The sequence below is a fragment of the Pseudomonas sp. S44 genome (assembly GCF_016624805.1).
GTDB lineage: Bacteria > Pseudomonadota > Gammaproteobacteria > Pseudomonadales > Pseudomonadaceae > Aquipseudomonas > Aquipseudomonas machongensis.
Genome location: NZ_JACVTY010000025.1, coordinates 53566 through 78398 on the forward strand (window position 1 = coordinate 53566; position 24833 = coordinate 78398).

The following is a 24833-nucleotide window of genomic DNA, read 5'->3' on the forward strand; positions in this document are numbered from 1 at the left end:
CGCGATGGGCTGCATGGCAGCCCCTGGATCGAATCAACCGCGAATCTCGGCCACCACCGACGCCAGCGCCTTTGCCGGATCCGCCGCTTGGCTGATCGGGCGGCCGATTACCAGGTAGTCGGAGCCGGCATCCAGTGCCTGACGCGGCGTGAGGATGCGGCGTTGATCGTCCTGGGCACTGCCCGCCGGGCGAATACCCGGGGTCACCAGTTGCAGCGCAGGATGCGCGGCCTTCAGTGCCGGTGCTTCCAGCGCTGAGCACACCAGGCCATCCATACCGGCCTTCTGCGCCAACGCCGCCAGGCGCAACACCTGCTCCTGCGGATCGATATCCAGGCCGATGCCTGCCAGGTCCTCACGCTCCATGCTGGTCAGCACGGTGACACCGATCAGCAGCGGCTGCGGCCCGCTGCGCTTGGCCAGCTCTTCACGGCAGGCCGACATCATGCGCAGGCCGCCGGAGCAATGCACGTTGACCATCCACACGCCCATCTCGGCGGCAGCCTTGACCGCCATCGCCGTGGTGTTGGGGATGTCATGGAATTTCAGATCGAGGAACACCTCGAAGCCCTTCGCGCAAAGGGTCTCGACGATGCCCGAGGCGCTGCTGGTGAACAGCTCCTTGCCGACCTTCACCCGGCACAGCGCCGGATCGAGCTGGTCAGCCAGCGTCAGGGCGGCCTCACGGGTAGGGAAATCGAGGGCGACGATCAGGGGCGTCTGGCAGGCGGACATGGTCAGGTCTCTTGGCAAGTCGTAAACGGCGCGCATTGTAAACGAAGTGGGGCGCGGTTTGGGGGCCAGAGGTCGGGGTCGAAAACTCCTATACTGGAACCTAACGGCTGGACGGCGGCTCGAAAAGGTATGAGCGCCGCAGCCAGCGGCTCGTGGGAGAGATGAGATGCCTTGGTATGCGTGGTTGATTCTGTTAGTGGCCATTGGCTCGATCGTGGGTGGGCTGATGATGTTGCGGGACACGGCGAAGAAGGTGCCGTTGACGGAGGAGCAGAAGCTGAAGATACGGGAGCGGAATGCGGAGATGGATGCCAAGGAGGCGCGGGATCGATAACCACGAAAAAACCTTGATATTCGGTGAGGCTGCGTTGAAACGGGACTCGGAATGCTGTTGTTCCCCTTTACAGTCGGGCCCGACTCCGGCCGTTCCTTTCCCGTTTCGCCTTGCCTGCCCTTCGCATATATACATTTAAGACAGACCCCGTTTGTGCCCGGCGCTTGATTCAGTTCTCGCTTAGCGTCGAGAAGGCGATCCGCGGATCGCAAGCGATGGCGCCACCCACTCCCACTAAACAGGAGCGGGCTCGACAAATAATACGGTTTAGTTATCATCGCAGGCGAGCTGCCCCTGCGGCAGAAGCCTGCCAATGGAGTTCAATGGGCTCACAATGACCAACAGAATTATTTTTGCAAACACGCTGAGAGGATTTGCCGCGGTATTTGTATTGCTTTCGCACTTCGCAGGTATATTCTGGATCATGAACCCAGCAATTTCCAGCTTGATGGGCGTTCCTTCTCCAGCATCCCTACCAGAACTTCCGTATTTTATTGAGCGCTTCGCCGAACACTGCATCATTGCCGGGCAGTTTGGCGTAGGCATATTTTTTATAATTAGCGGACTGGTGATCCCCTTCTCACTTGCGCCCTCCCAAAAACTCAATTTTCTTCGCAGACGAGCTTGGCGTATTTACCCAGTCTACATCGCAGGCTTCACGATCGTAATGCTTGCACTTTACATACTCGCCCAATACAAGAGCGTCAGCTATAGGTTCGGCGCACTCGACATAATATCTCATTACGGAATTATTACTCGCGCCCCTTTGGACATCAACCGAATCGACGGAGTCAGCTGGACGCTTGAAGTAGAAATTTATTTTTATTTGATACTATGCGCACTTGGAAAACGCGCCCTGAACCTAGATTTCAAGGCACTCGCACTGGGAATTCTCGTCATCGCATTAATTGCAGCAATCACCTTTAAAGTAAAAAGCTACCTTATTGGCGTACAGGTTTCTTCAGGAATGTTACTCGCACTAGGAATGAGCTACCACGCCCTGATAACCAAGCGCATTACTGAGAAACAGATGCATGCACTAATACTACTGACGGCAATATTAATAACAATCCTATGGATTTACATTGCCGAACCTTATCAATACACACTACAGTGGATGAGTGGCTATCTGCTGGCAATCATTGTTTTTCACACCTGCTACCTATGCAGAGACAAATTCACAAACAATAAAATCCTCTCACACATGGCAGATATCAGCTACCCCTTGTACGTCGTCCATGCGCTAACGGGTTACGCGATAATGTATGTACTCGTGGAACAGGGTGCAAACGCTATCACCGCTATAGCCTCAGCATGCCTTGCCACGTATTTACTTGCGGTAGCAATTCATCAAATGATTGAGAAGTGGTCTTTGAAAAAATCAAAACCTTTAGCTAGAAAGCTAACCCTGCGGGAAGATAACGCTTAATCCAGCATCCGCTTATCGCTGCTTAGACTCTGTCTGAAAAGTCTTGAGACGAAGGTCAGGCAAGGCGAAAACAGCCGAGGAACGGTCGGAGTCGCGCTCGACTTTACGGGTTGTAAATGAGCATTCCGACCGGGCTGGCGCACCAGGCTGTTTTCAACGCAGCATCACCGAGTATCAAGGCTTTTCATACTGCGCCTAGGCTTTACCCGAAGTTCGAAAAACTCCACCCATGCCAGGAACACTGCTGCTGACTTTTGGTCGAGACTGGCGACAAGGTGATGCGCTAAGGCGTTTTGTAATCAATCCGTGAACCCCAGCTATCCCACCCGGCTGGGGCTGGCGATGCGCTTGTCGATCAATTGAGCGGGCTTGTCGGCTGAACGCTTACATACAAATAACCAGCCCAAGCTGCCAGAGCCGACCAGCGCAATGCCAGCCGGCTTTTGATGATGGCTTACTCCACCTTCAACTTCTCTCGATTGCGCTCCAGCAGCGCGTTGCCGATCCCCTTGATTTCCAGCAATTCATCAACGGACGTGAAAGGCCCATTGGCCTCTCGATAAGCGACGATGGCCTCGGCCTTGGCTTTGCCAATACCACTCAATCCGGCCTCCAGGGTCTGTACATCAGCCTTGTTCAGGTCGATCCTGACCGGTGACTCCTGAACGACGGTGCCAGTAGCCATTGCTGGACGCGGCATGTGCTCTACCGTTTGCGTCACGGCGTGAGCGGACACCGATAGGCAGGCAAACAGAGGAAGGAAGAGATAAGACAGGACATTATTGCGCATGATGTACATCTCCTTGTGGGTTTTATCTTCGGCAGTATTTCCTCACTACCGAGGTGACATTACCTGCGGACCGGTATGCCGTAAAGCAAACGATCCAGGAAAATAGTTACTTGCGCGAAACAATAAAATAAAACATTCAATATATTCAGACAACTCCTACACGAACTCGTCAAAATAACAACTTGCAACTACACCCTGACATTAAAGAAACCCAAAGGACTCACGTTAAACACTGACCGTGTCATCCATGAGTCCTGTGCATACATCAGGGCTCCAGACGACGTTGCTGATGTATCAGGTCGACTATTTCGCCATCGGGAGCGTAGCCACTCACCGTCTCTCTGAGCAATTGGCGTACCCGTGCGTAATCGTCGTTTTCGACAGCCTTCAGCAGGGCCTCCAGACGCTCCTTGAGCACGTCCCATGGAAGGTAGTCTTCATGGGCGCTCATGATCATCGGGTGGGGGGTCGCCTCGACATTGTCGCCGATCAGCAATTCTTCGTAGAGTTTCTCCCCAGGCCGCAGGCCCGAAAACTCTATGGCGATGTCTCCGTGGGGATTGTGCTCCGAACGGATACTGAGCCCGGACAGATGAATCATCTTTTCAGCCAACTCGACGATTTTCACCGGCTCACCCATGTCGAGCACGAATACATCGCCCCCTTGGCCCATCGAACCCGCCTGGATGACCAACTGCGCAGCCTCGGGAATGGTCATGAAGTATCGCGTGATATTGGGGTGGGTGACCGTCAGCGGCCCGCCTGCCTGGATCTGCTTGTGGAACAATGGAATAACCGAGCCGGAAGAACCCAGGACATTTCCGAAGCGCACCATGGTGAATCGCGTCTTGTTAACCTGCGCGATGTTGCCCGTTTCGCCAAACAGGATCGGTGCCAACTCTCGGCTCAGCGCCTGCAGCGTCATTTCGGCCAGACGCTTGGTGCTCCCCATGACATTGGTTGGTCGTACCGCCTTGTCGGTCGAGATCAGCACAAAGTTCGAGATACCCGCCTGGAGCGCTGCCTGCGCGGTATACAAGGTCCCCATCACGTTGTTCAACACGCCTTCGGCGATATTGTGTTCGACCATAGGCACGTGCTTGTAGGCCGCCGCATGGTAGACAGTGTCCACTCGCCAGGCGCGCATGATATCTATGAGTTTGCGCTGGTTGCGCACTGATCCCAGTATCGGCAGCAGCTTGACCGAAAGCGATTCACGCTCGACGCGCTTCTCGAGCTCGGAAAGAACGCTGTACAGATTGAACTCGCTGTGTTCGAAAAGCAGCAGCACTTTCGGTCCCAGGCCGAGAATCTGGCGACACAACTCCGATCCGATAGAGCCGCCCGCGCCTGTCACCATGACCACCTGGCCAGCGATACAGCGCGACAGCAGATCGCGTTGCGCCGGCACGGCGTCACGCCCCAGCAGGTCGGCGATGTCGACCTCCTGGATGTCATCGACCTTGACCCTGCCGCTGGCCAGATCCATGAAGCCCGGGATACTGCGCACGTGCAGCGGATACCCTTCCAACAGGCCAAGAATCTCACGGCGTCGGGCCCGGGTTGCCGATGGGATCGCCAGGAGGATTTCCTGCGCACCGGTCCGGTCGATCATGCGCTGAAGATGCTTGGGTTTGAACACCTGCACCCCGGAAATCACTCGGTCGGCAATGCTGTTGTCATCATCAATGAACGCCACAGGCCTCATCACCTTGCCCAAGCGCAGCGCGGCAACCAATTGGTTACCCGCCGAACCGGCACCATAGATCGCGACTTTGGTCAAACCATCGTCGCGATTGGTGAACGGTACATGCTGCACCGCTGCGAACCAGTCACCCAGGAAGTACTGCCGCATGGCCAGACGCAACCCGCCGATCATGATCAGGCTCAGCCACCAGTAGTTGAAGATGATGGAGCGTGGCACGACATTCTCGTGATTGCTGTACCAATAGACGATCACGCCCAGAATCAGAGAAGACAGGCTGACCGCTTTGATGATGGTGATCAGGGCGTCATTACCGAAGTAACGCATGACCGCCCGGTACAAGCCGAAACGGATGAACAATGGAATCGCCACGAAGGGCGCAGCAGCAAAGAGCCAAGGGTGATCCTTGACGGGATTGGCCAATTCATCGATACCCAGGCGCACGACAAATGCCATCCACAAGGCTACCCACACCAGCACTATATCGGTAGCGACCTGAAGGAGGCGCTTATAACGGCGAGGCAATCCCAACAGAAAGGTCCGCAATCTATCCATAACCCCTTCGAACACCTTTACCGCTCCCCTACGAAGCCTGTCTTGAATGACCAAGACCTGCCGCACGTGCAGCAGGTCTTTATAACTCTCTATTATTCGAGATCGCCAGCGCGGTAACGCACCGCGAGCACGACCAGCGGTACATAGGCGATAACGAGCGCCAATGCACCCTCGAGTTTCAGCAGCATGACGCACAAGGCAATGGGTAACAACCAGAACAGATTGATTGCACCGACAGCAAGCGTGACCGGCAGATGGCGCCCATATTGCCGGGAGGCAAATTGATAGGCGTGACTGCGATGAGCCTCATAGACCTTGTCCCCCCTTGCCAGGCGGCGAATCAGGGTGAACGTGGCATCGACGATGAACACACCGAGCAGGACAAGCCAGCACCAGAACAGCGATGGGTCCTTCCAGGCGGCCTGCAGCGAAAGTACACCCAATGCAATACCCAGGAAGCCACTGCCAGCGTCCCCCATGAAGATCCGCGCAGGTGGAAAATTCCAGCAAAGGAAACCCAGCACTGCAGCGCTGAGCAGCAAGGGCAGGATCATCAATTGCTCGAAGCCGCCCACCCAATACACCAGGCAAGCGCCCAGGCAGGCACAGAGCGCTTCGACGCTGGCAATGCCGTCGATACCGTCCATGAAGTTGTAGAGGTTCAGCAACCAGACCAGATAGAACGCCCCGAGTACAGCCCCAATCCACCCAAGGTCAATATCCAGGCCCAATACTCGCACTACGGGGAATCCGCCAAGCCAGAACAGCGCCCAGGCTGCGGCGGCGAAATGTCCCAGGAGGCGCCAGCGCGCCGCGATATGCCCATGGTCGTCCATGAAACCGATAACGGCGATGGCAGCGCCTGCGCCGCCCAATGCCACGAGCATCGGATAGTCGGCCAGTTGGCCAAATGCTATAGCGACCAACGACAGCAGAAACGCCACCACGATGGCCACACCGCCGCCACGTGGCGTGGGAACCGCATGGGAACTGCGCGCATTGGGAACGTCGATGATGCTCTTGGCCAGTGCATACCGGCGCAACACCGCCGTCAACGAAAACGACAGCACCAACACCAGCGGAAGCAACCACGCTTGATTCATTTTCTTGTATCTTCCTGAAAGTCACGCGCAGCTTGGCGCAACGCGTCGTCTACGCTCACCGGGGGAGTCCAGCCCAGCAACGAACGGGTTTTCTCGATATCAACCTGCAGCGACCCGCAAAGACGTTGGGACAATGCACGCTTGCCCAGCAGGGTCGCTGCCAGCTCCAACAGCATCGAAGGCACTGGCAGGAGCCGGGCTGGACGTCCAAGAGCCGCAGCCATGCGTCGCAACAAACCGGTGGTGGAGAGATCTTCGCCATCGCTGACCAGGAAGGTCTGGTTGGCCGCCCCAGGATGATCCATGCAGATGATGATCAGGTCGACCAGATTGTCCAGCGCCACCAGGCTCCGCCGGTTGTCGATGGCACCGAAAGGCAGCGGGACGCCTTTGTCGAGCCAACGCATCATGGCCTGGAAGTTGGCCTTCACGCCCGGCCCATATACCAGCACCGGCCGGATGATCACGACTTCCAGTCCGGTCTCCTGGGCAAGACGTAGCAGTGCGTCTTCTGCTTCTCGCTTGGACACCCCGTACGGATCCACCGGCGCAGGAACATCGTCAGGCTTGTACGGGCGCCCCTTGACCGTGCCCTCGCCGTTGACCTTGATCGAGCTTACGAATACAAAGCGTCGTACCCCGGCCGCAGCAGCCTGCCTGGCCAGGTTGACGGTGCCGTCGACGTTGATACGCCGAAAAGCCGCGAGTGGGTCTGGTTCGGTATCGTTCATCACATGAACGCGAGCAGCGCAGTGAATGACAGTGCCGACATCACCCAGTGCCGGGCTCCAGTCCGCGTCACCATCAAGTTGGGCGCAGTGGAACACCTCGGTCGCAGCCGTCTGCTCGACTTCAGGCTGACGTACTGCGATGACCACCGAGTGGCCTAGTTGGCGCAGCTTTTCCAGCACTGCCTTGCCCACAAAACCGGTTGCACCGGTCAACAGAATCCTGTTCGACATCACTTGGCCGCCTTGCGCTGAGTCGCGGTACGGAAAAGAGAAACCAGACGCTCCATGAGTCTGGCCTTGGAATAGTGCGTGAGGTAATAGTCACGCCCGGCGTTGCCCATCTCGGTACGTCGTTCGACCGACGACCCGGCGAGCTCGGTGACAATTCGCGCGAGACCTTTACCATCGCTCGAATCACAGGCTAGTCCGGCACCGGACTCACGGATGACGCGGGCCGCCTCTCCGTTGATCATGCCCAGCAGCGGACGGCCAGAGGCCAGGTACGCCTGAACCTTCCCGGGAATTGTTTTCTCGAAGACATCGTTGGTTTTCAACGACACCAATAGGGCATCCGAACACGCAAACAGGCCGGGCATTTCCTCGAGTGGATGACGTCCCAGCAGATGGACATTATCGAGCCCACGCTCTCGCACCTGATCGGCCAGCCACTCACCCATCCGGCCGTCACCGGCGATGACCCAGCGCACCGCAACTTTGTCGCGCAACAATTGCGCGGCCTCGAGGATCGAGGGGAAGTCCTGGGATTCACCCAGGTTGCCGGCGAACGCAACGGTAAACACCGTCGGATCCGCTTCGATCAGCCGAGTCGGCGGGGCTTCGACGGAAAAGTCATCTTCGGCCCAGCTGGGAAAATACACGAGGCGATCCGGATCGATTGGCCTGGTGCAGTAGTGTCTGACGTTGTCAAAGAAACCATGGGATTGCAGCAACAGGTAATCAGTCCGATTGTAGATCCAGGACACCATGCGGCCGACCAATGACAGGAGACCCGTATGCTTGATCACGCCCACAGCCCGAAGCGTTTCAGGCCAAAGATCGAGCACCCAGACGAATACCGGGGCACGCTTGAGCCGACCAATCACGATCGCCGGTATGGCTGACATGATCGGAGATACGGCGTACACAAATAGCGCGTCGAATGCCCGACCACGCAGTTTGTAGGCTCCGATTGTCGAGGCACTGGTAAAAAACGCCGCATAGTTGAGTATCAAGCCGAGGCTGCCTTTACCACGCGCTCGCATGGGCACTCGAACGACCTGCGCGCCATGATAGTTACTGAAACGCGCGGGATCCTTCCGATAAGCCTCGAAGACCACGCCTTCAGGATAATTGGGAAGGCCTGTCAAAACGGTCACGTCGTGGCCCTTCTCGACCAAATCGCGGACCATATCATTGATCCGCATGTTTTCCGGCCAGAAATACTGCGTGACCACCAGTACTTTTAATGGTTTCTCTGACATGCAGGCCACGAATCAGTATCTTTTCCAGACTGTGCGATTCACATAATCCGTGTAGCTGTGGACGATGCGCACGACCTTGTCCGAGACGTTCGGCATACTGTAATCGGCAACCAGGCGCAGGCTGCGATCGGCACCACGGGATTGCTCCTCCAGGATCGCCAGTGCCTGCAGCACTCGCTCGACTTCCAAGCCGACCATCATCGCGGCCGCTTCTTCCATGCCCTCCGGACGCTCGTGCGCTTCACGGATGTTGAGTGCCGGGAAGTTGAGGATCGACGACTCTTCATTGATCGTGCCGCTGTCCGAGAGCACAGCCTTGGCGGTCAGTTGCAGCTTGTTGTAGTCGGTGAAGCCCAGTGGCTTGAGCAGACGTACGTTGGGGTGGAACGTGACACCCAGGGCATCCACGCGTTTTTGGGTGCGTGGGTGGGTCGACACGATCACCGGCAAGTCGTATTGCTCGGCGACGGTGTTGAGCACCGCAACCAACTTCATGAAGTTCTTTTCGGAGTCAATGTTTTCTTCGCGGTGCGCGCTGACCACGAAGAACTTCCCGAACTCCAGACCCAGGCGATCAAGCACATCGGACTTTTCGATCGCCGGAAGATAGTGATTGATAACCTCGAACATCGGGCTGCCGGTCTTGATCACGCGATCCGCAGGCAGGCCTTCCTGCAACAGATAGTCGCGGGCAATGGTGCTGTAAGTCAGGTTGATGTCGGCAGTGTGATCAACAATCCGGCGGTTGATCTCTTCAGGCACACGCATGTCGAAACACCGGTTACCCGCTTCCATGTGGAACGTCGGGATCTTACGGCGCTTGGCTGGCAACACTGCCATGCAACTGTTGGTATCACCCAGCACCAACAGCGCTTCAGGCTGGACTTCGGCCAATACACGATCCACCGCGATAATCACGTTACCGATCGTCTCGGCACCTGTTGCACCAGCCGCATTGAGAAAGTGATCCGGCTTACGAATACCGAGATCATTGAAAAAGATCTCGTTCAATTCATAATCGTAGTTCTGCCCTGTGTGAACAAGCACGTGATCGCAGTGGCGATCCAGCGCTGCCATGACGCGAGCCAAGCGGATGATTTCCGGACGCGTACCAACGACAGTGACTATTTTCAACTTTTTCATATTCTTTATACCCTAAACAAGAATTCAGGCTTGTGTACCCACAGGGCGCGCGTAAGTGTCAGGAAGCTCGCGATCAAAGATCTCGTTGGCCCACAGCATGACGATCATTTCTTCGTCGCCGACATTGGTAATGTCATGGGTCCATCCGGGAACGGTTTCGACGATCTCAGGCTTTTCGCCAGTGGTGAAAAGCTCGTAAAACGAGCCCGATATCACGTGACGGAAGCGGAAGCAGGCACGCCCTTTGATGACCAGGAACTTTTCCGTCTTAGAGTGGTGATAATGCCCGCCACGCGTGATTCCCGGATGCGCCGTGAAGTAGGAGAACTGCCCTGAATCCTTGGTTTTGAGCATTTCAACGAAAACACCCCGAGGATCGCCATACTTGGGAACCTCGTAGGTAAACTTTTCGGCAGGAACATAACTCAGATAGGTCGAGTACAGTGCACGCACCAGCCCCGTACCTACCGGCTCGGTGACCATGGTCTGACGACTGTCGCGGAAAGCCCGCAACTGTTCCGCCAACTTGCCAACCGTGATTTGATACTGGGGCTCGACTTCTCCGAAAACAGCACCGCTGCCCTTTGCGTCCATCACTTCGATGAAGCGACGCACCACATCGTCGACGTAAACCAGATTGATCCTGGCTTCTGGGTCGTTGATGGTGATCGGCAAATCACGGACGATGTTATGGCAGAACGTGGCGACGGCCGAATTATAATTCGGACGCGCCCACTTACCGAACACGTTAGGCAAGCGGAAGATCTGGACAGGCACGCCCTCGTCATTGGCAAGCGACCTGAGCGCATCCTCGGCATCACGCTTGCTCTTGCCGTAGGCGTTATCGAGTTCAGCCTGGGTCGAGGAAGTGTAAAGAACCGGAACCTTGCGCCCACTGGCGATGATCGCATCACACAGAAGACGGGTAAGGTCCGCATTCCCGGTATTGAACTCAGCAGGGTCCTGTGGTCGATTGACGCCGGCCAGGTGGAACACGAAGTCAGCGTTCGCTACCTTGCCTTTGAGCGATTCAGGCGCATCGGCTCGGGTGAAGCGATCCACTTCGACATCACTGCGTTCAGCCAGATGCACCAGCAGGTTCTGACCGACAAAGCCATTCGCCCCAGTAATCAAAACACGCATGGATCAGTCCTCGGGCGCAGCCAGTTCGCCGCGTTGAATGGCACGCATGAAGTCCAACTTGAGCAGCAGCTTCTGCATACCCTCGACATCGAGACGTTCGGTGTTATGCGAGTTGTAGTCTTCAGTACGGGAGATTTTAGTCTCACCCTCTTCGACAAACTTGGCATAGTTCAAATCGCGTAGATCCGGCGGCACACGGAAATAGTCGCCCATGTCTTCTGCGCAAGCCATTTCCTCACGGCTCAACAGCGCTTCGTAGAGTTTTTCACCGTGACGGGTGCCGATCACTTGAATAGGATGATCTGGCTTGTTCACCAGGGCAGTGAGGGCCTTGGCGAGGACTTCCACCGTAGCAGCGGGCGCCTTCTGGACGAACAGGTCGCCATTGTTGCCATGCTCGAATGCATACAACACCAGATCGACCGCGTCAGAAAGCGTCATCATGAAACGCGTCATGTTCGGGTCGGTCAGTGTCAATGGCTTGCCTGCGCGGATCTGCTCGATGAACAGAGGGATCACCGACCCTCGCGAGGCCATGACGTTGCCGTAGCGGGTACCACAGATAACCGTTTTGGTCTCGTCGACGTTTCGCGACTTGGCGACCATCACCTTTTCCATCATTGCCTTGGAGATGCCCATGGCGTTGATCGGGTAAACGGCCTTGTCGGTGCTCAGGCAGACAACACGCTTGACTCCGTTCTGAATCGCAGCCTCAAGAACGTTTTCAGTGCCCAGCACGTTAGTCTTGACCGCCTCCAGTGGATGGAACTCACAGGACGGAACCTGTTTCAATGCCGCCGCATGATAAATATAATCCACGCCACGGGTGGCATTGAGAATACCCTGATAATCACGCACGTCGCCAATATAAAACTTCAACTTAGGACTGGCATAGCGCTTACGCATGTCGTCCTGTTTTTTCTCATCGCGACTGAAAATGCGAATTTCTGCAATATCGCTATCCAGGAACCGCTTCAATACGGCATTGCCAAACGAACCAGTGCCCCCGGTAATCAGCAGTGTTTTACCCGTGAAAAAACTCACTTAAATTTCTCCATAAATTTCAAAATCTGATTCCCAACGGCTTGACTAGACCGCGTTTCAAGTAGCCAAACCCTACCACGATTAGCCTTTTGTGACAATTGCTCCGGGTCCGCCGATGCAAACTCTTTGAGCGCCGAAGCCACGCCCTCCACGGAAAACTCCGGGATAATATTGAGATACTGATAATACTCGTCTGGAATACCTTTCAAGCGCGTGGTCAACACAGGAACTTCCGCACACATATACTCGATCAACTTTGATGGAAACGAATAACGAGTAAATGTTTGCGCCGGGTCCCGCGTAATTGGCAAGACGGATGCAAATGCCTGCATTTTTGCCACCTCGGCCGGGCTGACCACCCCCCAGTATTTTACAGAAGGGTTTGCTGCACTGACCGACTTGAGGTATTCGACAAGGTCCCCACCACCACAGATGTGGAGTTCATAATCAATACCCGACTGGAGAAATCCCTCCACCAGCTCTTCGATCCCGTAAGACCGATTTACACCACCGGCGTAGAACACTCTTTTCTTCTCGATCACTTGATCCTGGATCGGTGGCTCAGCAGTATCGGCTATGCCCTCCAGCACCATGAACGGCACGTTTGACCACTGCGGGCAGTCGTCTACCATTGGACGACTTATCACAAACAACCCTGCGGCGCCTCGGACCAGAAAACCAAGAATCGAAGCGTCCATCTGCTTCATGAGCCGCACGAAGCGCGAGCGCTTGAGCATCACGTCCATGTAAGCAGGCAAGTCTGGCACATACACGTAATAGGGCACTCGACGAAGCCTTGAAAAAATCCAGGCCGCCAAGAGGTTGGGGGTATGTGCGGCATACACGCACACCCCTATGCGAGGCTTGCCGGATGAGAATAATCCACACAAAGCCATCACGAAACGAACAATAAGCTTCAAGCCGGGAAGGTTGATCAACGGCATTACCCGCCTGACGACTCCCGACTGCCTGGTACGTGCAGCAGGCATGAAAACATGAGGATTTCTTGGATAGGCGGATGACGCCATTGTGGACAGCGCAACCACTTCCACCCCGACACCGGATATCGCCTCAAGAAACCGAGACTCCAGCTTATGAGCGGCCACCTGCGGCATCGCATCGCCCTTGGAGTACTTGAGAAAATAGTCGTCATCGACACAGAAACCCAGCAATGTCAGATCATGCATACCACCCCCAGCGCACACTCAAAAACCTCATTGACATATCCCTACCTCCAATGCGGTGAGTCCACCCCTGTCGGCATCGAAATGAATTGCTTAGAAACGCGACCGCAAAAAACCCTGCCAGGCAACACCCTTCCAAAAAGACAATAAGGAGACCGCCGAGAAGATCAGTATCCATCCTGCACTGACCACCCACCAAGGCTCCCCCCCCAGAAGCAACGACAATATCTGGTGCAGCCCCCATCCCAACACAAGCGAAACACAAGCAACCAGCAAAGGCCGGATGACCGCCTTGAGCACCGTGGCTTTACTCTTGATCGATGTCGTGACAACAACGAAATACAACGCCTGACCGAGCATGCCACCCAATGCGACACCAACCAATCCGAACCACAAAGCACCGCCATACGCCAGCACAGCACCCACCAGCGCGCAGCCGAGCGAAAGCATCGCGAGCCGACGCATCTTCCTGTGCACCTCCAGACGCTTTTGCACATACACCGCAGCACAATTGAGAAACACGCCGACAAACGCCAGCAACAACGTACCGGTTGGTGCAACTACTGATTTTCCGACTGCGCGCTCGAACAATTCAAAGCCGACTTGCCAGATCCCGCACCACAGCAAGGAAAATGCAATGATCAAGAACCCAAGAGACCCCTCTACCAGCGATGCGTCGAATCGACCCTCCTTGAACCTTTTCATGATCAAAGGGTGGACCAACATCAGCAAAGGCATACTCAAGAGCCCGCCAGCACCGACGAACAGGTCTTTCATGGACAGGTAGGAATCGCCATTTTCCAGCCCGAGATATCCGATGACGAAACGGTCGGATGCAGCCATCATGAGCATGCCTAGCGTCCAAGGCACCAAGGCCACGCCATAGCTGAAGACTGCCTTGATATCTCCTCGTATTTTTGACGGGGCGATGCCGCGGGAAAACACTCGAAAACGATTGACGGCGAAATAAAGCATCACGCATGCCGCCGAGGCGTAACCCAGAGCAAGCGCCAGCATTGCCGCTGAATAGGTCAACCCCCCGCCGCGCTGGAGGGAAACGATGACCCCCACTTGAATGAGTGCTTGAAGGGCAACCGCCACTAACTGATGCTTGACCAGAAATCCTGCCTGGCAAACCGCCGACAGAAAAAAGAAGTAAGCTTGGCACAAGCACAACACCCACACACTCAAAAATGCATCACCCCCGCCCACGAGCACAATCGCAGCACCCGCGGCAGCAAGGGCAGTGAGAGGCCCCAGTGTCGAAACCAGAAACACGCTATGTTTCAGAAAAGAAAACTTATTACTCACCGAAGCAAAATGGTAAATGAACGCGTTACCGACCCACATCGACCCAATTTGTGCAGCAATGGCGGCACACGCCAAGCCAACAGAGTATTTCACATAGTCTTCACCTGACAGGTTCTTGTAGAGGAAGAATATAAAAAATATTGTAAGGGCTGCCGGAAGCAACTTCACAGGTATATACAGTGCGAACTTTCCCAAAAAGCCATTATTACCACTCATACCTGGAACCCTTTGCGCGACACGCCTTGCATTCCCGCCCCACTTGAGACAGCACCGCCCACAGCAGCTCGCCTCCTTGCGAACGCAGATCGACCAAATCGTTCTACCCTGTCAGTCACCTGCACCCGCGACCCCGAAACCTGGCTCGACCACTGGACGCTGCACCGTCCCTAGCGTGCCAAGCAGGAAGAAAGCGAGGACCCCGGCGCTGGGCACGATAAGAATGTCCCAGGCCAGCGCCATTGGACCAAATGCCATTAATACTGCAGAGACGGCATAGATTCTCTCTACCGAACGCGGCTGGCTCAATCGCAAGCGCCACAGACGATGAAACGCCATCATCAACATGATCATGAACGGTATGAAGAAAAGTAAACCGCCCTTCCAGAGCAGCGTCAGATAGTAGATATGCGTTGAGCTATTTTCCGATATGCTGCCTTTCAAAGGCGTGGCATCATCCCTGAGTCGCCCATAACCACTAAAGCCATTTCCGACCACGGGGCTTTTGGAGACCTCAGTGACGCTCTCGATTGCCAACTCCAAACGGCCGGTCGAAAATTGATCAGCTTTTTTCAAGATTTGCACGCTCTGTTCCCGCTGCTGAACTTCGCTACGCATCTCTTCATCCGATGCAAGGCCCTCCGTCGAGGCCTCTTCTCTATCGTTGGAAATATCTGCAAGCGGTGCGACGCTGTTCAGCTCCTCAGCCAACCTCTCGATCCGCTCTGCGACATCACCCGTTGCCACCGGCTGCTCCTGCGACATGGTCTGGACAGTGGTGAACATCCGGAATTCAGACATGCCTCTGACATATAGCACCAGGAAAGCGAGTAACGTGAGCATAACGACAACCAAGGTCTTGCGCCTGATCCGGGGAACGCGCCACGCACCTACCAGCAACGTTGCAGCGATCCAAAGCAGCAAGGCCTGGGCACTTCTCGAGTCACTGCCCGCGATCAGGAACGCACCACTGAACAACGCCAAGGGCATACCGATTGAGAACACTCGCCCCCCCGACCGGGCCAGGTAGACACCGCACACGACCAGGAACTGCAAACAAATCAAATGTGCCAGGCTCAATACGCCAAACGCAGCGAACACAGGCCAGCCGAGAAACTTGGCATTCATGTAAGCCAGTTCTAGGCCTGGATCACCAATGTAAATCCTGACCTGCTCATTCAGAGCGATGATACGTCCCGTTACCACGACAACAAAAATCGAGGAAAACACCGCCAGCCAATAGACGATGGTTTCCAAACCAACGCGGCGGGATAGGGAGCGCCCCAAGAACCAAAAAGACGGTGCAAACATGATCAGCACTAATGAAAAGAAGTGTCGGACCAACTCACCATCTGGCTTCAGATGATTGACAACCAGAATAGATACGATACCGAGAACCAACGAGGTAACGTAGAGGATGGACATCTTCCCAAGGCCATCAAAAAACGCCAACGCCACTAACGGCGCAAGCAGAAATACTGGATTGATGTCGTAGTTCAATAATGAAAATAAAATGATAGGCGTAGAGAGAGCCGCAGCAATCAGTACTACCCATACATCACTGACCCGCCTGACGTTTACTGCATACTGCATTTCATCCACCCAAGAAGCTGACAAACCAAAGCCATGTTTATCGCCTGGCAAAGCCAATATTGAACATGCATCGACGCCCTTCAGCCCCCATAGCCCCTGAAAGACGACATCAACAAATCCAACCGTATTGCAGCGCTAGCAAAAAACTCAAGTGGGGGAAGCGTGCCGACCTGATCACCTTCAAAGCCAAGTCGCGCCCGCCCAAGACAAGGGGAGCATCTTAATCTTCGTGAACGCTTTTTTCTAGGCCGCCACTCGCGTGACTGGAAAATACTTGTCGCTCCTGAGAGCATCCAAGAGCCGCAGAGCATGAGAGACGCTGGCTGCGCAGAGACGCGCAGCTCATCAACGCTTGCGTGACACCCTGGCAATGCCACCCAGCAGAGGCCCCAAGGCGAGACCGAGAACAAACGCAGCAAGCACGGGCAGTGCTACCGGCACATCAGGAAGCGACCAGCCAAACATCGCAAGCGAAACAGTCTGCTGATTCTCCAGCACAAACAGGACAGTAACTACTAACAAGAAGCTCAAAAAGATCACTACGGCAAGGCGGTTTAAACGACGCATGCTATTCCTCACGGCTGGATGGAATCGTGAGCTTCGTCTTCATTGACCCGATCCCGCAACTCCTTCCCCGGCTTGAAATGCGGCACATACTTGCCTTCAAGACTCACCGACTGCCCGGTCTTAGGGTTACGCCCAACCCGAGGCGCACGATAATGCAGAGAAAAACTGCCAAAGCCACGGATCTCGATGCGATCCCCGGTCGCCAGGCATTGGGACATCTGTTCAAGCATGGTCTTGATGGCCAACTCTACATCCTTGGACGAGAGCAACCCCTGATGGGTGACAATACGTTCGATCAGCTCCGACTTCGTCATATTTTTCCCTTCGTTATCAAGCAGCTAGATCATTGCTTAAGCAGTTTGTAGCACGCTTGGAGGGATTTGAACAGGGTGCATCTTGACTTGATAAAAAAATTCAAGATCTGCATATGACACTAACCCTAGGCCAACACCGACAGGAACACCGCAGCGGCAAGGCTCTGGGGAAGGGAGAGAAATCAAAGGCATAAAAAAGGGCGACCCGAGGGTCGCCCTTTTTTACCAATCAAACAGAACTCAGTTCTGCTTGGCCATTGCTTCGCGCAGCAGCGCAGCCATGGTGGTGTCGGCAGCAGCTTCCGGAGCGGTGTTTTTCAGGCTCTGGATTGCTTCGCGCTCTTCAGCATCGTCCTTCGACTTGATGGACAGGCTGATGACGCGGGACTTGCGGTCAACGCTGATGATCTTGGCTTCGATCTCTTCGCCTTCCTTCAGAACGTTACGCGCGTCTTCAACGCGGTCACGGCTGATTTCGGAAGCTTTCAGAGTAGCTTCGATGTCGTCGGCCAGAGTGACGATGGCGCCCTTGGCGTCAACTTCCTTCACGATGCCCTTGACGATTGCACCCTTGTCGTTGACAGCAACGAAGTTGGAGAACGGATCGTCTTCCAGCTGCTTGATGCCCAGGGAGATGCGCTCGCGCTCCGGGTCAACCGACAGGATGACGGTTTCCAGCTCGTCGCCCTTCTTGAAACGACGTACGGCTTCTTCGCCGGTTTCGTTCCAGGAAATGTCGGACAGGTGAACCAGGCCGTCGATGCCGCCGTCCAGGCCGATGAAGATACCGAAGTCGGTGATCGACTTGATGGTACCGGTGATCTTGTCACCCTTGTTGAACTGGCCGGAGAAGTCTTCCCATGGGTTAGATTTGCACTGCTTGATACCCAAGGAGATACGACGACGCTCTTCGTCGATGTCCAGAACCATGACTTCCACTTCGTCGCCAACCTGAACGACTTTCGACGGGTGGATGTTCTTGTTGGTCCAGTCCATTTCGGAAACGTGTACCAGACCTTCGACACCCTCTTCCAGCTCGGCGAAGCAGCCGTAGTCGGTCAGGTTGGTGACGCGAGCGGTAACACGAGTACCTTCTGGGTAGCGGGAAGTGATAGCAACCCACGGATCTTCGCCCATCTGCTTCAGACCCAGCGAAACGCGGTTGCGCTCACGGTCGAACTTCAGAACGCGAACGTCGACTTCGTCACCAACGTTGACGATTTCCGACGGGTGCTTGATGCGCTTCCAGGCCATGTCGGTGATGTGCAGCAGGCCGTCGATGCCGCCCAGGTCCACGAAGGCGCCGTAGTCGGTGAGGTTCTTGACGATACCTTTGACCTGTTGGCCTTCCTGCAGGGTTTCCAGCAGGGCTTCGCGCTCGGCGCTGTTCTCGGCTTCCAGCACGCTGCGACGGGAAACGACAACGTTGTTGCGCTTCTGGTCCAGCTTGATGACCTTGAATTCCAGCTCTTTGCCTTCCAGGTGGGTGGTGTCGCGCACTGGGCGGACATCAACCAGGGAGCCCGGCAGGAACGCACGGATGCCGTTAACGTCGACAGTGAAGCCGCCCTTAACCTTACCGTTGATAACGCCCTTGACCACTTCTTCGGCAGCGAAAGCAGCTTCCAGAACAATCCAGCACTCGGCGCGCTTGGCTTTTTCACGGGACAGCTTGGTTTCGCCAAAGCCGTCTTCGACCGCGTCCAGCGCAACGTGAACTTCGTCACCGACCTTGATGGTCAGCTCGCCAGCTTCGTTGTAGAACTGCTCGAGCGGGATGACGCCCTCGGACTTCAGACCAGCGTGAACGGTAACCCAGTCGCCGTCGATGTCGACAACGATACCGGTGATGATTGCGCCCGGCTGAAGATTGAGGGTTTTCAGGCTTTCTTCAAAGAGTTCTGCAAAGCTTTCGCTCATTTTAATTCCTGTAAATTCGGGCGAGACAGACGCCCATCGCCACATTCCAGACAATGTGGGTTTCGTTTAAGTAAAGGAAAGCGGGCAGGACGTTGACTGGTGCCCCTGCCTGCTTTCCTGGCGATCAGAGCAGGTCGCGCAATGCGAGCTCGCTTCTGATCCGTTGCAGCACCTGCTCGATGGACAACTCGGTAGAGTCCAGCTGGATTGCATCGGCCGCCGGCTTGAGCGGGGCCACTGCGCGCTGGGTGTCGCGCTCATCGCGCGCACGAATCTCATCTAGCAGACTCGACAGACTAACATCTTCGCCTTTGCCCTTCAACTGCAGGTAACGGCGGCGGGCACGTTCCTCGGCACTGGCGGTGAGAAACACCTTCAGTGGCGCATCGGGAAACACCACGGTGCCCATGTCGCGACCGTCGGCAATCAGCCCCGGCGCCTCACGAAACGCGCGCTGGCGCTGCAGCAGTGCCTCGCGCACCGCTGGCAGAGAAGCGACCATCGAGGCGCCCGCCCCTACCGTTTCGGTACGGATGACATTGCTCACATCCTCGCCCTCGAGAATGATCTGCTGCAGCTTGCCCGGCTCGGCGGCGATGAACTGCACGTCCAGGTGGGCGGCAAGCGCCTTGAGCAACTCTTCATTGGTCAGGTCGACGCCATGGTTCGAGGCGTTGAACGCCAGCAGGCGATACAACGCTCCGGAATCCAGCAGCCGCCAGCCAAGCTCGCGTGCCAGCAGGCCAGCGACCGTGCCCTTGCCCGAGCCGCTTGGCCCGTCGATGGTGATGACCGGCGCCTGCGAATTCACGACTTGCCCTCTTGCGCCACGCGGATGCCGACTTCGGCGCAAAGCGCCAGGAAGTTGGGGAAGGAAGTGGCGACGTTGGCGCAGTCGTGAATACGGATCGGCGCACTGGCACGCAGCGAGGCAATGCTGAAGGCCATGGAGATCCGGTGATCACCGTGACCGTGGACCTCACCGCCACCAATCTGGCCGCCGTCGATGATGATGCCGTCCGGAGTCGGCTCGCACTTCACGCCCAGGGCGATCAGGCCATCAGCCATGACCTGGATACGGTCCGACTCCTTGACCCGCAGCTCCTCGGCGCCACGCAGCACGGTACGCCCTTCGGCGCAGGCCGCAGCGACGAACAGCACCGGGAATTCGTCGATGGCCAGCGGCACCAGCTCTTCCGGAATCTCGATACCCTTGAGTTTCGCGCCACGCACGCGCAGGTCGGCGACAGGCTCGCCACCGACTTCACGCTGGTTCTCCAGGGTGATGTTCCCCCCCATCAGGCGCAGGATGTCGATCACGCCGGTACGGGTCGGGTTGATGCCGACGTGCTCCAGCACCAGCTCCGAACCTTCGGCGATGGACGCTGCGACCAGGAAGAAGGCCGAGGACGAGATATCGGCTGGCACTTCGATCCGAGTGGCAGTCAGCTTGCCGCCGGACTGCAGCGAGGCGACAGGGCCATTGCTCTGCACGCTGTAGCCAAAGCCGCGCAGCATGCGCTCAGTGTGATCACGGGTCGGTGCCGGCTCGGTGACGGTGGTAGTGCCTTCGGCGTACAGGCCAGCCAGCAGCAGGCAGGACTTAACCTGGGCACTGGCCATCGGCAGGGTGTAGTTCAGCGCCTTGAGCTTCTGGCCACCGCGAATGGTCAGCGGTGGGCGCCCCTCGGGGCCGGTCTCGACCACGGCGCCCATCTCGCGCAACGGATTGGCCACGCGGTTCATCGGACGCTTGGACAGCGAAGCGTCACCGGTCATGGTCACGTCGAACGGCTGTGCGGCCAGCAGGCCCGACAGCAGGCGCATCGAGGTCCCGGAGTTACCCAGGTAGATCGGACCAGGTGGCGGCTTCAGGCCGTGCAGGCCGACACCATGAATGGTGACGCGGCCGTGGTGCGGCCCCTCGATGACCACACCCATGTCGCGGAAGGCTTGCAAGGTCGCCAGGGCGTCTTCGCCCTCGAGGAAGCCTTCGACTTCAGTGGTGCCCTCGGCCAGCGAGCCGAGCATGATCGAGCGGTGGGAAATCGATTTGTCGCCCGGTACGCGAATCCGTCCGGACACGCGGCCACCAGGTTGGGCCAGGAAGATCAGGTCGTTGGCGTTCATAGCGTCCACATAGGCCCGGCGGGCCAGGATTTTACTGAAATGCTCGCGGGCGACCCGAGCGCGGGTGAACACACCCAGCAACTGGTGCCCGTCCCCTGCATCGACCGCGTCGCGCAAGGCGTCGAGATCGCTGCGAAATGTATCCAGCGTGCGCAGGACAGCGTCGCGATTGGCGAGGAAGATGTCATGCCACATGATCGGGTCGCTGCCGGCGATTCTCGTGAAATCGCGGAACCCTCCCGCAGCGTACCGGAAGATGTCGAGGTTTTCATTGCGTTTGGCCAGCGAATCCACCAGGCCGAACGCCAGCAGGTGCGGAAGGTGGCTGGTGGCCGCCAGGACTTCGTCATGACGCTCGACCGGCATGTGCTCGACATCGGCCTCCAGCGCGCGCCACAGGCGATCGACCAAGGCCAGGGCTGTCGGGTCGGTTTCGGCGAGCGGCGTGAGGATCACCTTGTGACGACGGAACAGTGCAGCATTGGAAGCCTCCACACCGCTCTGCTCGGACCCTGCGATCGGATGGCCGGGCACGAAACGCGCCAGACGCTCGCCGAACACGGCCCGCGCGGCACGCACCACATTGCCCTTGGCGCTGCCGACATCGGTGATCACCGCAGCCCCCAGGTCGAGCGACGCCAGGCGGGCCAGAAGCTTTTCCATGGCCAGGATCGGTACCGCCAACTGGATCACGTCAGCACCGACACAGGCCGCGGCCAGATCTTCTTCGCAGCGGTCGACCACGCCGAGGGCGACAGCCTGCTTGCGCGACTGGGCATCCAGGTCGACACCGACCACTTCGCGGCACAGGCCGCTTTCACGCAGACCTTTGGCGAAGGAACCACCGATCAGACCCAGGCCGACGACGACCAGGCGATTGATGAGCGGTGCGGGTTTGTTTACAGCATTAACCACGAGTGCGAACCCTGTTCAGAACAGCAACATGTGCCAAATTACAGCCTACAGATGGGCAGGACGAACCCGCACTATAGGTCCGACGCCACTCTCACGGGCAACGTGAAACCTGTGGGAGCGGGCTGATCCCGCGATCGAGCGCAAAGCGCTCCCACCCACGGGCAACAATAAATTCAGAGCACCGCCTTCGGATAAGACCCCAGCACCTTCAACGCCACGGCCTCCTGGCTGATCTTCTCCAGCACCGCCTTGATCAACGGATCTCGGTGGTGGCCAACGAAGTCGATGAAGAACACGTAGGTCCACTTGCCGCTGCGCGACGGGCGGGTCTCGATGCGGGTCAGGTCGATGCCGTTATCGTGGAATGGCACCAGCAGTTCATGCAGCGCGCCTGGCTTGTTGCTCATCGAAACGATGATCGAGGTCTTGTCGTCGCCGGTTGGCGGCACTTCCTGGTTACCGATCATCAGGAAGCGCGTAGAGTTGTCCGGACGGTCTTCGATCTTCTCTGCCAGACGGGTCAAACCATACAGATTGGCTGCCATGTCACCAGCGATCGCCGCCGAATTCCACTCACCCTTGACCCGCTTGGCCGCCTCGGCATTGCTAGAAACTGCAACGCGCTCGACGTTCGGGTAGTGCGCGTCCAGCCACTTGCGGCACTGGGCAAGCGACTGGGCGTGCGAGTAGATACGGGTGATGCTGTCGGTCTTCGTGTTCTCGCCCACCAGCAGGTGGTGGTGGATACGTAGCTCGACCTCGCCACAGATCACCATGTCGTGCTCGAGGAAGCTGTCGAGCGTGTGACTCACCGCGCCTTCGGTGGAGTTTTCCACCGGCACCACGCCGAAGTTGACCGCGCCGGCCGCCACTTCGCGGAACACTTCATCGATGGCCGCCATCGGGCGGCTGATCACCGCATGACCGAAATGCTTCATGGCCGCAGCCTGGGTGAAGGTGCCCTCGGGGCCGAGGTAGGCAATCTTCAACGGCTCTTCCAGGGCCAGGCACGACGACATGATTTCGCGGAACAGACGCGCCATCTCTTCGTTACCCAACGGCCCCTTGTTGCGCTCCATGACGCGCTTGAGCACTGCAGCCTCACGCTCAGGACGGTAGAACACCGGCTTCTCGCCTTCGGCGAGCGAAGCGGTCTTGACTCGCGCCACTTCTTCGGCGCAGCGGGCACGATCGCTGATCAGCTCAAGGATTTTCTCGTCGAGACTGTCAATGCGAACGCGCAGGGCCTTGAGTTCCTGTTCGGACATCAGCCGTGCTCCTTCTCGAATTCGGCCATGTAGGCCACCAGGGCTTCCACCGCATCCAGCCCCAGCGCGTTGTAGATCGAGGCACGCATGCCACCGACCGAACGATGGCCCTTGAGATTGAGCAGGCCTCGGGCGTCGGCACCGGCGAGGAATGCCTTGTCCAGGCGCTCGTCGGCGAGACGGAACGGCACGTTCATCCAAGAGCGGGCGTTGTGGCTGATCGGGTTGGTGTAGAACTCGCTGGCGTCGATAAAGCCGTAGAGGCGTTCTTTCTTGGAGCGGTTTCGCTGCTCCATGGCCTCGACGCCGCCCTGCTCCTTGAGCCACTCGAACACCAGGCCCGACAGGTACCAGGAGTAGGTAGCCGGGGTGTTGTACATCGAACCATTATCGGCCGAGATCTTGTAGTCGAGCATGGTCGGGCACGTGCTGCGCGCGCGACCGAGCAGGTCTTCGCGCACGATGACCACCACCAGGCCGCTCGGGCCTATGTTCTTTTGCGCACCGGCGTAGATCAGGCCGTACTGCGACACGTCGATCGGGCGCGAGAGGATGTCGGACGACATGTCGACCACCAGCGGAACATCACCGGTTTCAGGCACCCAGTCGAACTGCAGGCCGCCGATGGTTTCGTTGGAGGCGTAGTGAACGTAGGCAGCCCCTGGGGTCAGCTTCCACTCGTTCTGACCAGGAATGGCCAGGTAATCGTAGGGCTTGGCACTGGCGGCAACGTTGATATTGCCGAAACGGCGCCCTTCCTCGATGGCCTTCTTCGACCAGATACCGGTCTCGATGTAGTCGGCGGTGGCGTTTTCCGGCAGCAGGTTCAGCGGGATCTCGGCGAACTGCTGGCTGGCACCGCCCTGCAGGAACAGCACCTTGTAGTTCGAGGGAATGGTCAGCAGATCACGCAGGTCTTGCTCGGCCTTTTCAGCGATCGCCACGTAGTCATCGCTGCGGTGGCTCATTTCCATCACTGACAAGCCCTTGCCGCGCCAGTCCAGCATTTCGGCCTGAGCACGCTGCAGCACAGCGTCGGGAAGCGCGGCAGGGCCTGCGCAGAAGTTAAAGGCTCGTTTGCTCACATCCACTCTCGCTCTAATAGAACAAAATCTAACCAGCTGGTTCAGCGGTAATCCTGTGGGAGCGGGCTTGCCCGCGAACACCGGCGAAGCCGGCGCCATACATCGCACCGCCTGCTTCGCGGGCAAGCCCGCTCCCA

21 protein-coding genes are annotated in these 24833 nt (G+C 57.1%); 2 read left to right on the top strand and 19 right to left on the bottom strand.

From position 1 onward, the window contains the following. Positions 1–33: 33 nt before the first annotated feature. Positions 34–735, bottom strand: coding sequence for an orotidine-5'-phosphate decarboxylase (pyrF, locus tag IAE40_RS18390; protein ID WP_153774642.1), 702 nt, complete (start codon positions 733–735; stop codon positions 34–36). Between the two features lie 166 nt (positions 736–901). Here pyrF and IAE40_RS18395 point away from each other — a divergent pair, with 166 nt between their 5' ends. Beyond that, on the top strand, positions 902–1069 hold the full coding sequence (locus IAE40_RS18395) for a DUF2897 family protein (protein WP_065862125.1): 168 nt from the start codon (positions 902–904) through the stop codon (positions 1067–1069). A gap of 334 nt (positions 1070–1403) precedes the next feature. Continuing rightward, entirely contained in the window at positions 1404–2498 is a 1095-nt protein-coding gene (locus IAE40_RS18400) for an acyltransferase family protein (RefSeq protein ID WP_200603657.1), read from the top strand. A gap of 454 nt (positions 2499–2952) precedes the next feature. Here the strand turns inward: IAE40_RS18400 and IAE40_RS18405 are convergent, their stop codons facing one another. From IAE40_RS18405 to serC, 18 genes are all read right to left on the bottom strand, one after another. Further along, a complete protein-coding gene (locus IAE40_RS18405) occupies positions 2953–3288 on the bottom strand; it encodes a ComEA family DNA-binding protein (protein ID WP_197893354.1) in 336 nt (111 codons plus the stop codon). Between the two features lie 265 nt (positions 3289–3553). Continuing rightward, positions 3554–5548: a polysaccharide biosynthesis protein gene (locus tag IAE40_RS18410; RefSeq protein WP_153772873.1), complete on the bottom strand. Its 1995-nt coding sequence runs from the start codon at positions 5546–5548 to the stop codon at positions 3554–3556. Positions 5549–5640: 92 nt separating this feature from the next. Beyond that, entirely contained in the window at positions 5641–6651 is a 1011-nt protein-coding gene (locus tag IAE40_RS18415) for an MraY family glycosyltransferase (protein WP_153772867.1), read from the bottom strand. After that, on the bottom strand, positions 6648–7613 hold the full coding sequence (locus tag IAE40_RS18420) for a UDP-glucose 4-epimerase family protein (protein ID WP_200603658.1): 966 nt from the start codon (positions 7611–7613) through the stop codon (positions 6648–6650). The genes IAE40_RS18415 and IAE40_RS18420 overlap by 4 nt, the downstream gene beginning before the upstream one ends. Further along, positions 7613–8863 carry a glycosyltransferase family 4 protein gene (locus IAE40_RS18425; protein WP_153772865.1) on the bottom strand — a complete coding sequence of 417 codons (1251 nt, stop codon included), beginning with the start codon at positions 8861–8863 and terminating at the stop codon, positions 7613–7615. The genes IAE40_RS18420 and IAE40_RS18425 overlap by 1 nt, the downstream gene beginning before the upstream one ends. Before the next feature lie 12 nt (positions 8864–8875). Beyond that, the gene (gene wecB / locus IAE40_RS18430) at positions 8876–10006 is read right to left on the bottom strand and encodes a non-hydrolyzing UDP-N-acetylglucosamine 2-epimerase (protein WP_200603659.1); all 1131 of its coding nucleotides are present in this window, start codon (positions 10004–10006) and stop codon (positions 8876–8878) included. A 24-nt stretch (positions 10007–10030) separates the two neighbouring features. Then, entirely contained in the window at positions 10031–11149 is a 1119-nt protein-coding gene (gene wbjC, locus IAE40_RS18435) for a UDP-2-acetamido-2,6-beta-L-arabino-hexul-4-ose reductase (protein ID WP_197893352.1), read from the bottom strand. A gap of 3 nt (positions 11150–11152) precedes the next feature. Then, positions 11153–12193, bottom strand: a complete 1041-nt coding sequence (locus IAE40_RS18440; protein ID WP_065862133.1) for a polysaccharide biosynthesis protein — start codon at positions 12191–12193, stop codon at positions 11153–11155. Continuing rightward, positions 12190–13380 (bottom strand): glycosyltransferase, encoded by a 1191-nt coding sequence (locus tag IAE40_RS18445; RefSeq protein WP_200603660.1) that lies wholly within the window; start codon positions 13378–13380, stop codon positions 12190–12192. Before IAE40_RS18445 ends, IAE40_RS18440 begins: the two co-directional genes overlap by 4 nt. A gap of 90 nt (positions 13381–13470) precedes the next feature. Further along, positions 13471–14904 (bottom strand): lipopolysaccharide biosynthesis protein, encoded by a 1434-nt coding sequence (locus IAE40_RS18450; protein WP_153772861.1) that lies wholly within the window; start codon positions 14902–14904, stop codon positions 13471–13473. A gap of 111 nt (positions 14905–15015) precedes the next feature. Then, entirely contained in the window at positions 15016–16497 is a 1482-nt protein-coding gene (locus tag IAE40_RS18455; RefSeq protein ID WP_200603661.1) for an O-antigen ligase family protein, read from the bottom strand. Positions 16498–16842: 345 nt separating this feature from the next. After that, positions 16843–17064, bottom strand: a complete 222-nt coding sequence (locus IAE40_RS18460) for a lipopolysaccharide assembly protein LapA domain-containing protein (protein WP_153772859.1) — start codon at positions 17062–17064, stop codon at positions 16843–16845. A gap of 8 nt (positions 17065–17072) precedes the next feature. Then, positions 17073–17378, bottom strand: a complete 306-nt coding sequence (gene ihfB, locus IAE40_RS18465) for an integration host factor subunit beta (RefSeq protein WP_125931661.1) — start codon at positions 17376–17378, stop codon at positions 17073–17075. A 240-nt stretch (positions 17379–17618) separates the two neighbouring features. Then, a complete protein-coding gene (gene rpsA, locus IAE40_RS18470; RefSeq protein WP_054893880.1) occupies positions 17619–19298 on the bottom strand; it encodes a 30S ribosomal protein S1 in 1680 nt (559 codons plus the stop codon). A 124-nt stretch (positions 19299–19422) separates the two neighbouring features. Next, positions 19423–20109, bottom strand: a complete 687-nt coding sequence (gene cmk / locus IAE40_RS18475; protein WP_054893879.1) for a (d)CMP kinase — start codon at positions 20107–20109, stop codon at positions 19423–19425. Further along, positions 20106–22343: a bifunctional prephenate dehydrogenase/3-phosphoshikimate 1-carboxyvinyltransferase gene (locus IAE40_RS18480; protein ID WP_200603662.1), complete on the bottom strand. Its 2238-nt coding sequence runs from the start codon at positions 22341–22343 to the stop codon at positions 20106–20108. The genes cmk and IAE40_RS18480 overlap by 4 nt, the downstream gene beginning before the upstream one ends. Before the next feature lie 173 nt (positions 22344–22516). Beyond that, on the bottom strand, positions 22517–23611 hold the full coding sequence (gene pheA, locus IAE40_RS18485; RefSeq protein WP_054893877.1) for a prephenate dehydratase: 1095 nt from the start codon (positions 23609–23611) through the stop codon (positions 22517–22519). Then, positions 23611–24696 (bottom strand): 3-phosphoserine/phosphohydroxythreonine transaminase, encoded by a 1086-nt coding sequence (gene serC / locus IAE40_RS18490; RefSeq protein WP_054893889.1) that lies wholly within the window; start codon positions 24694–24696, stop codon positions 23611–23613. Before serC ends, pheA begins: the two co-directional genes overlap by 1 nt. Between the last annotated feature and the right edge of the window lie 137 nt (positions 24697–24833).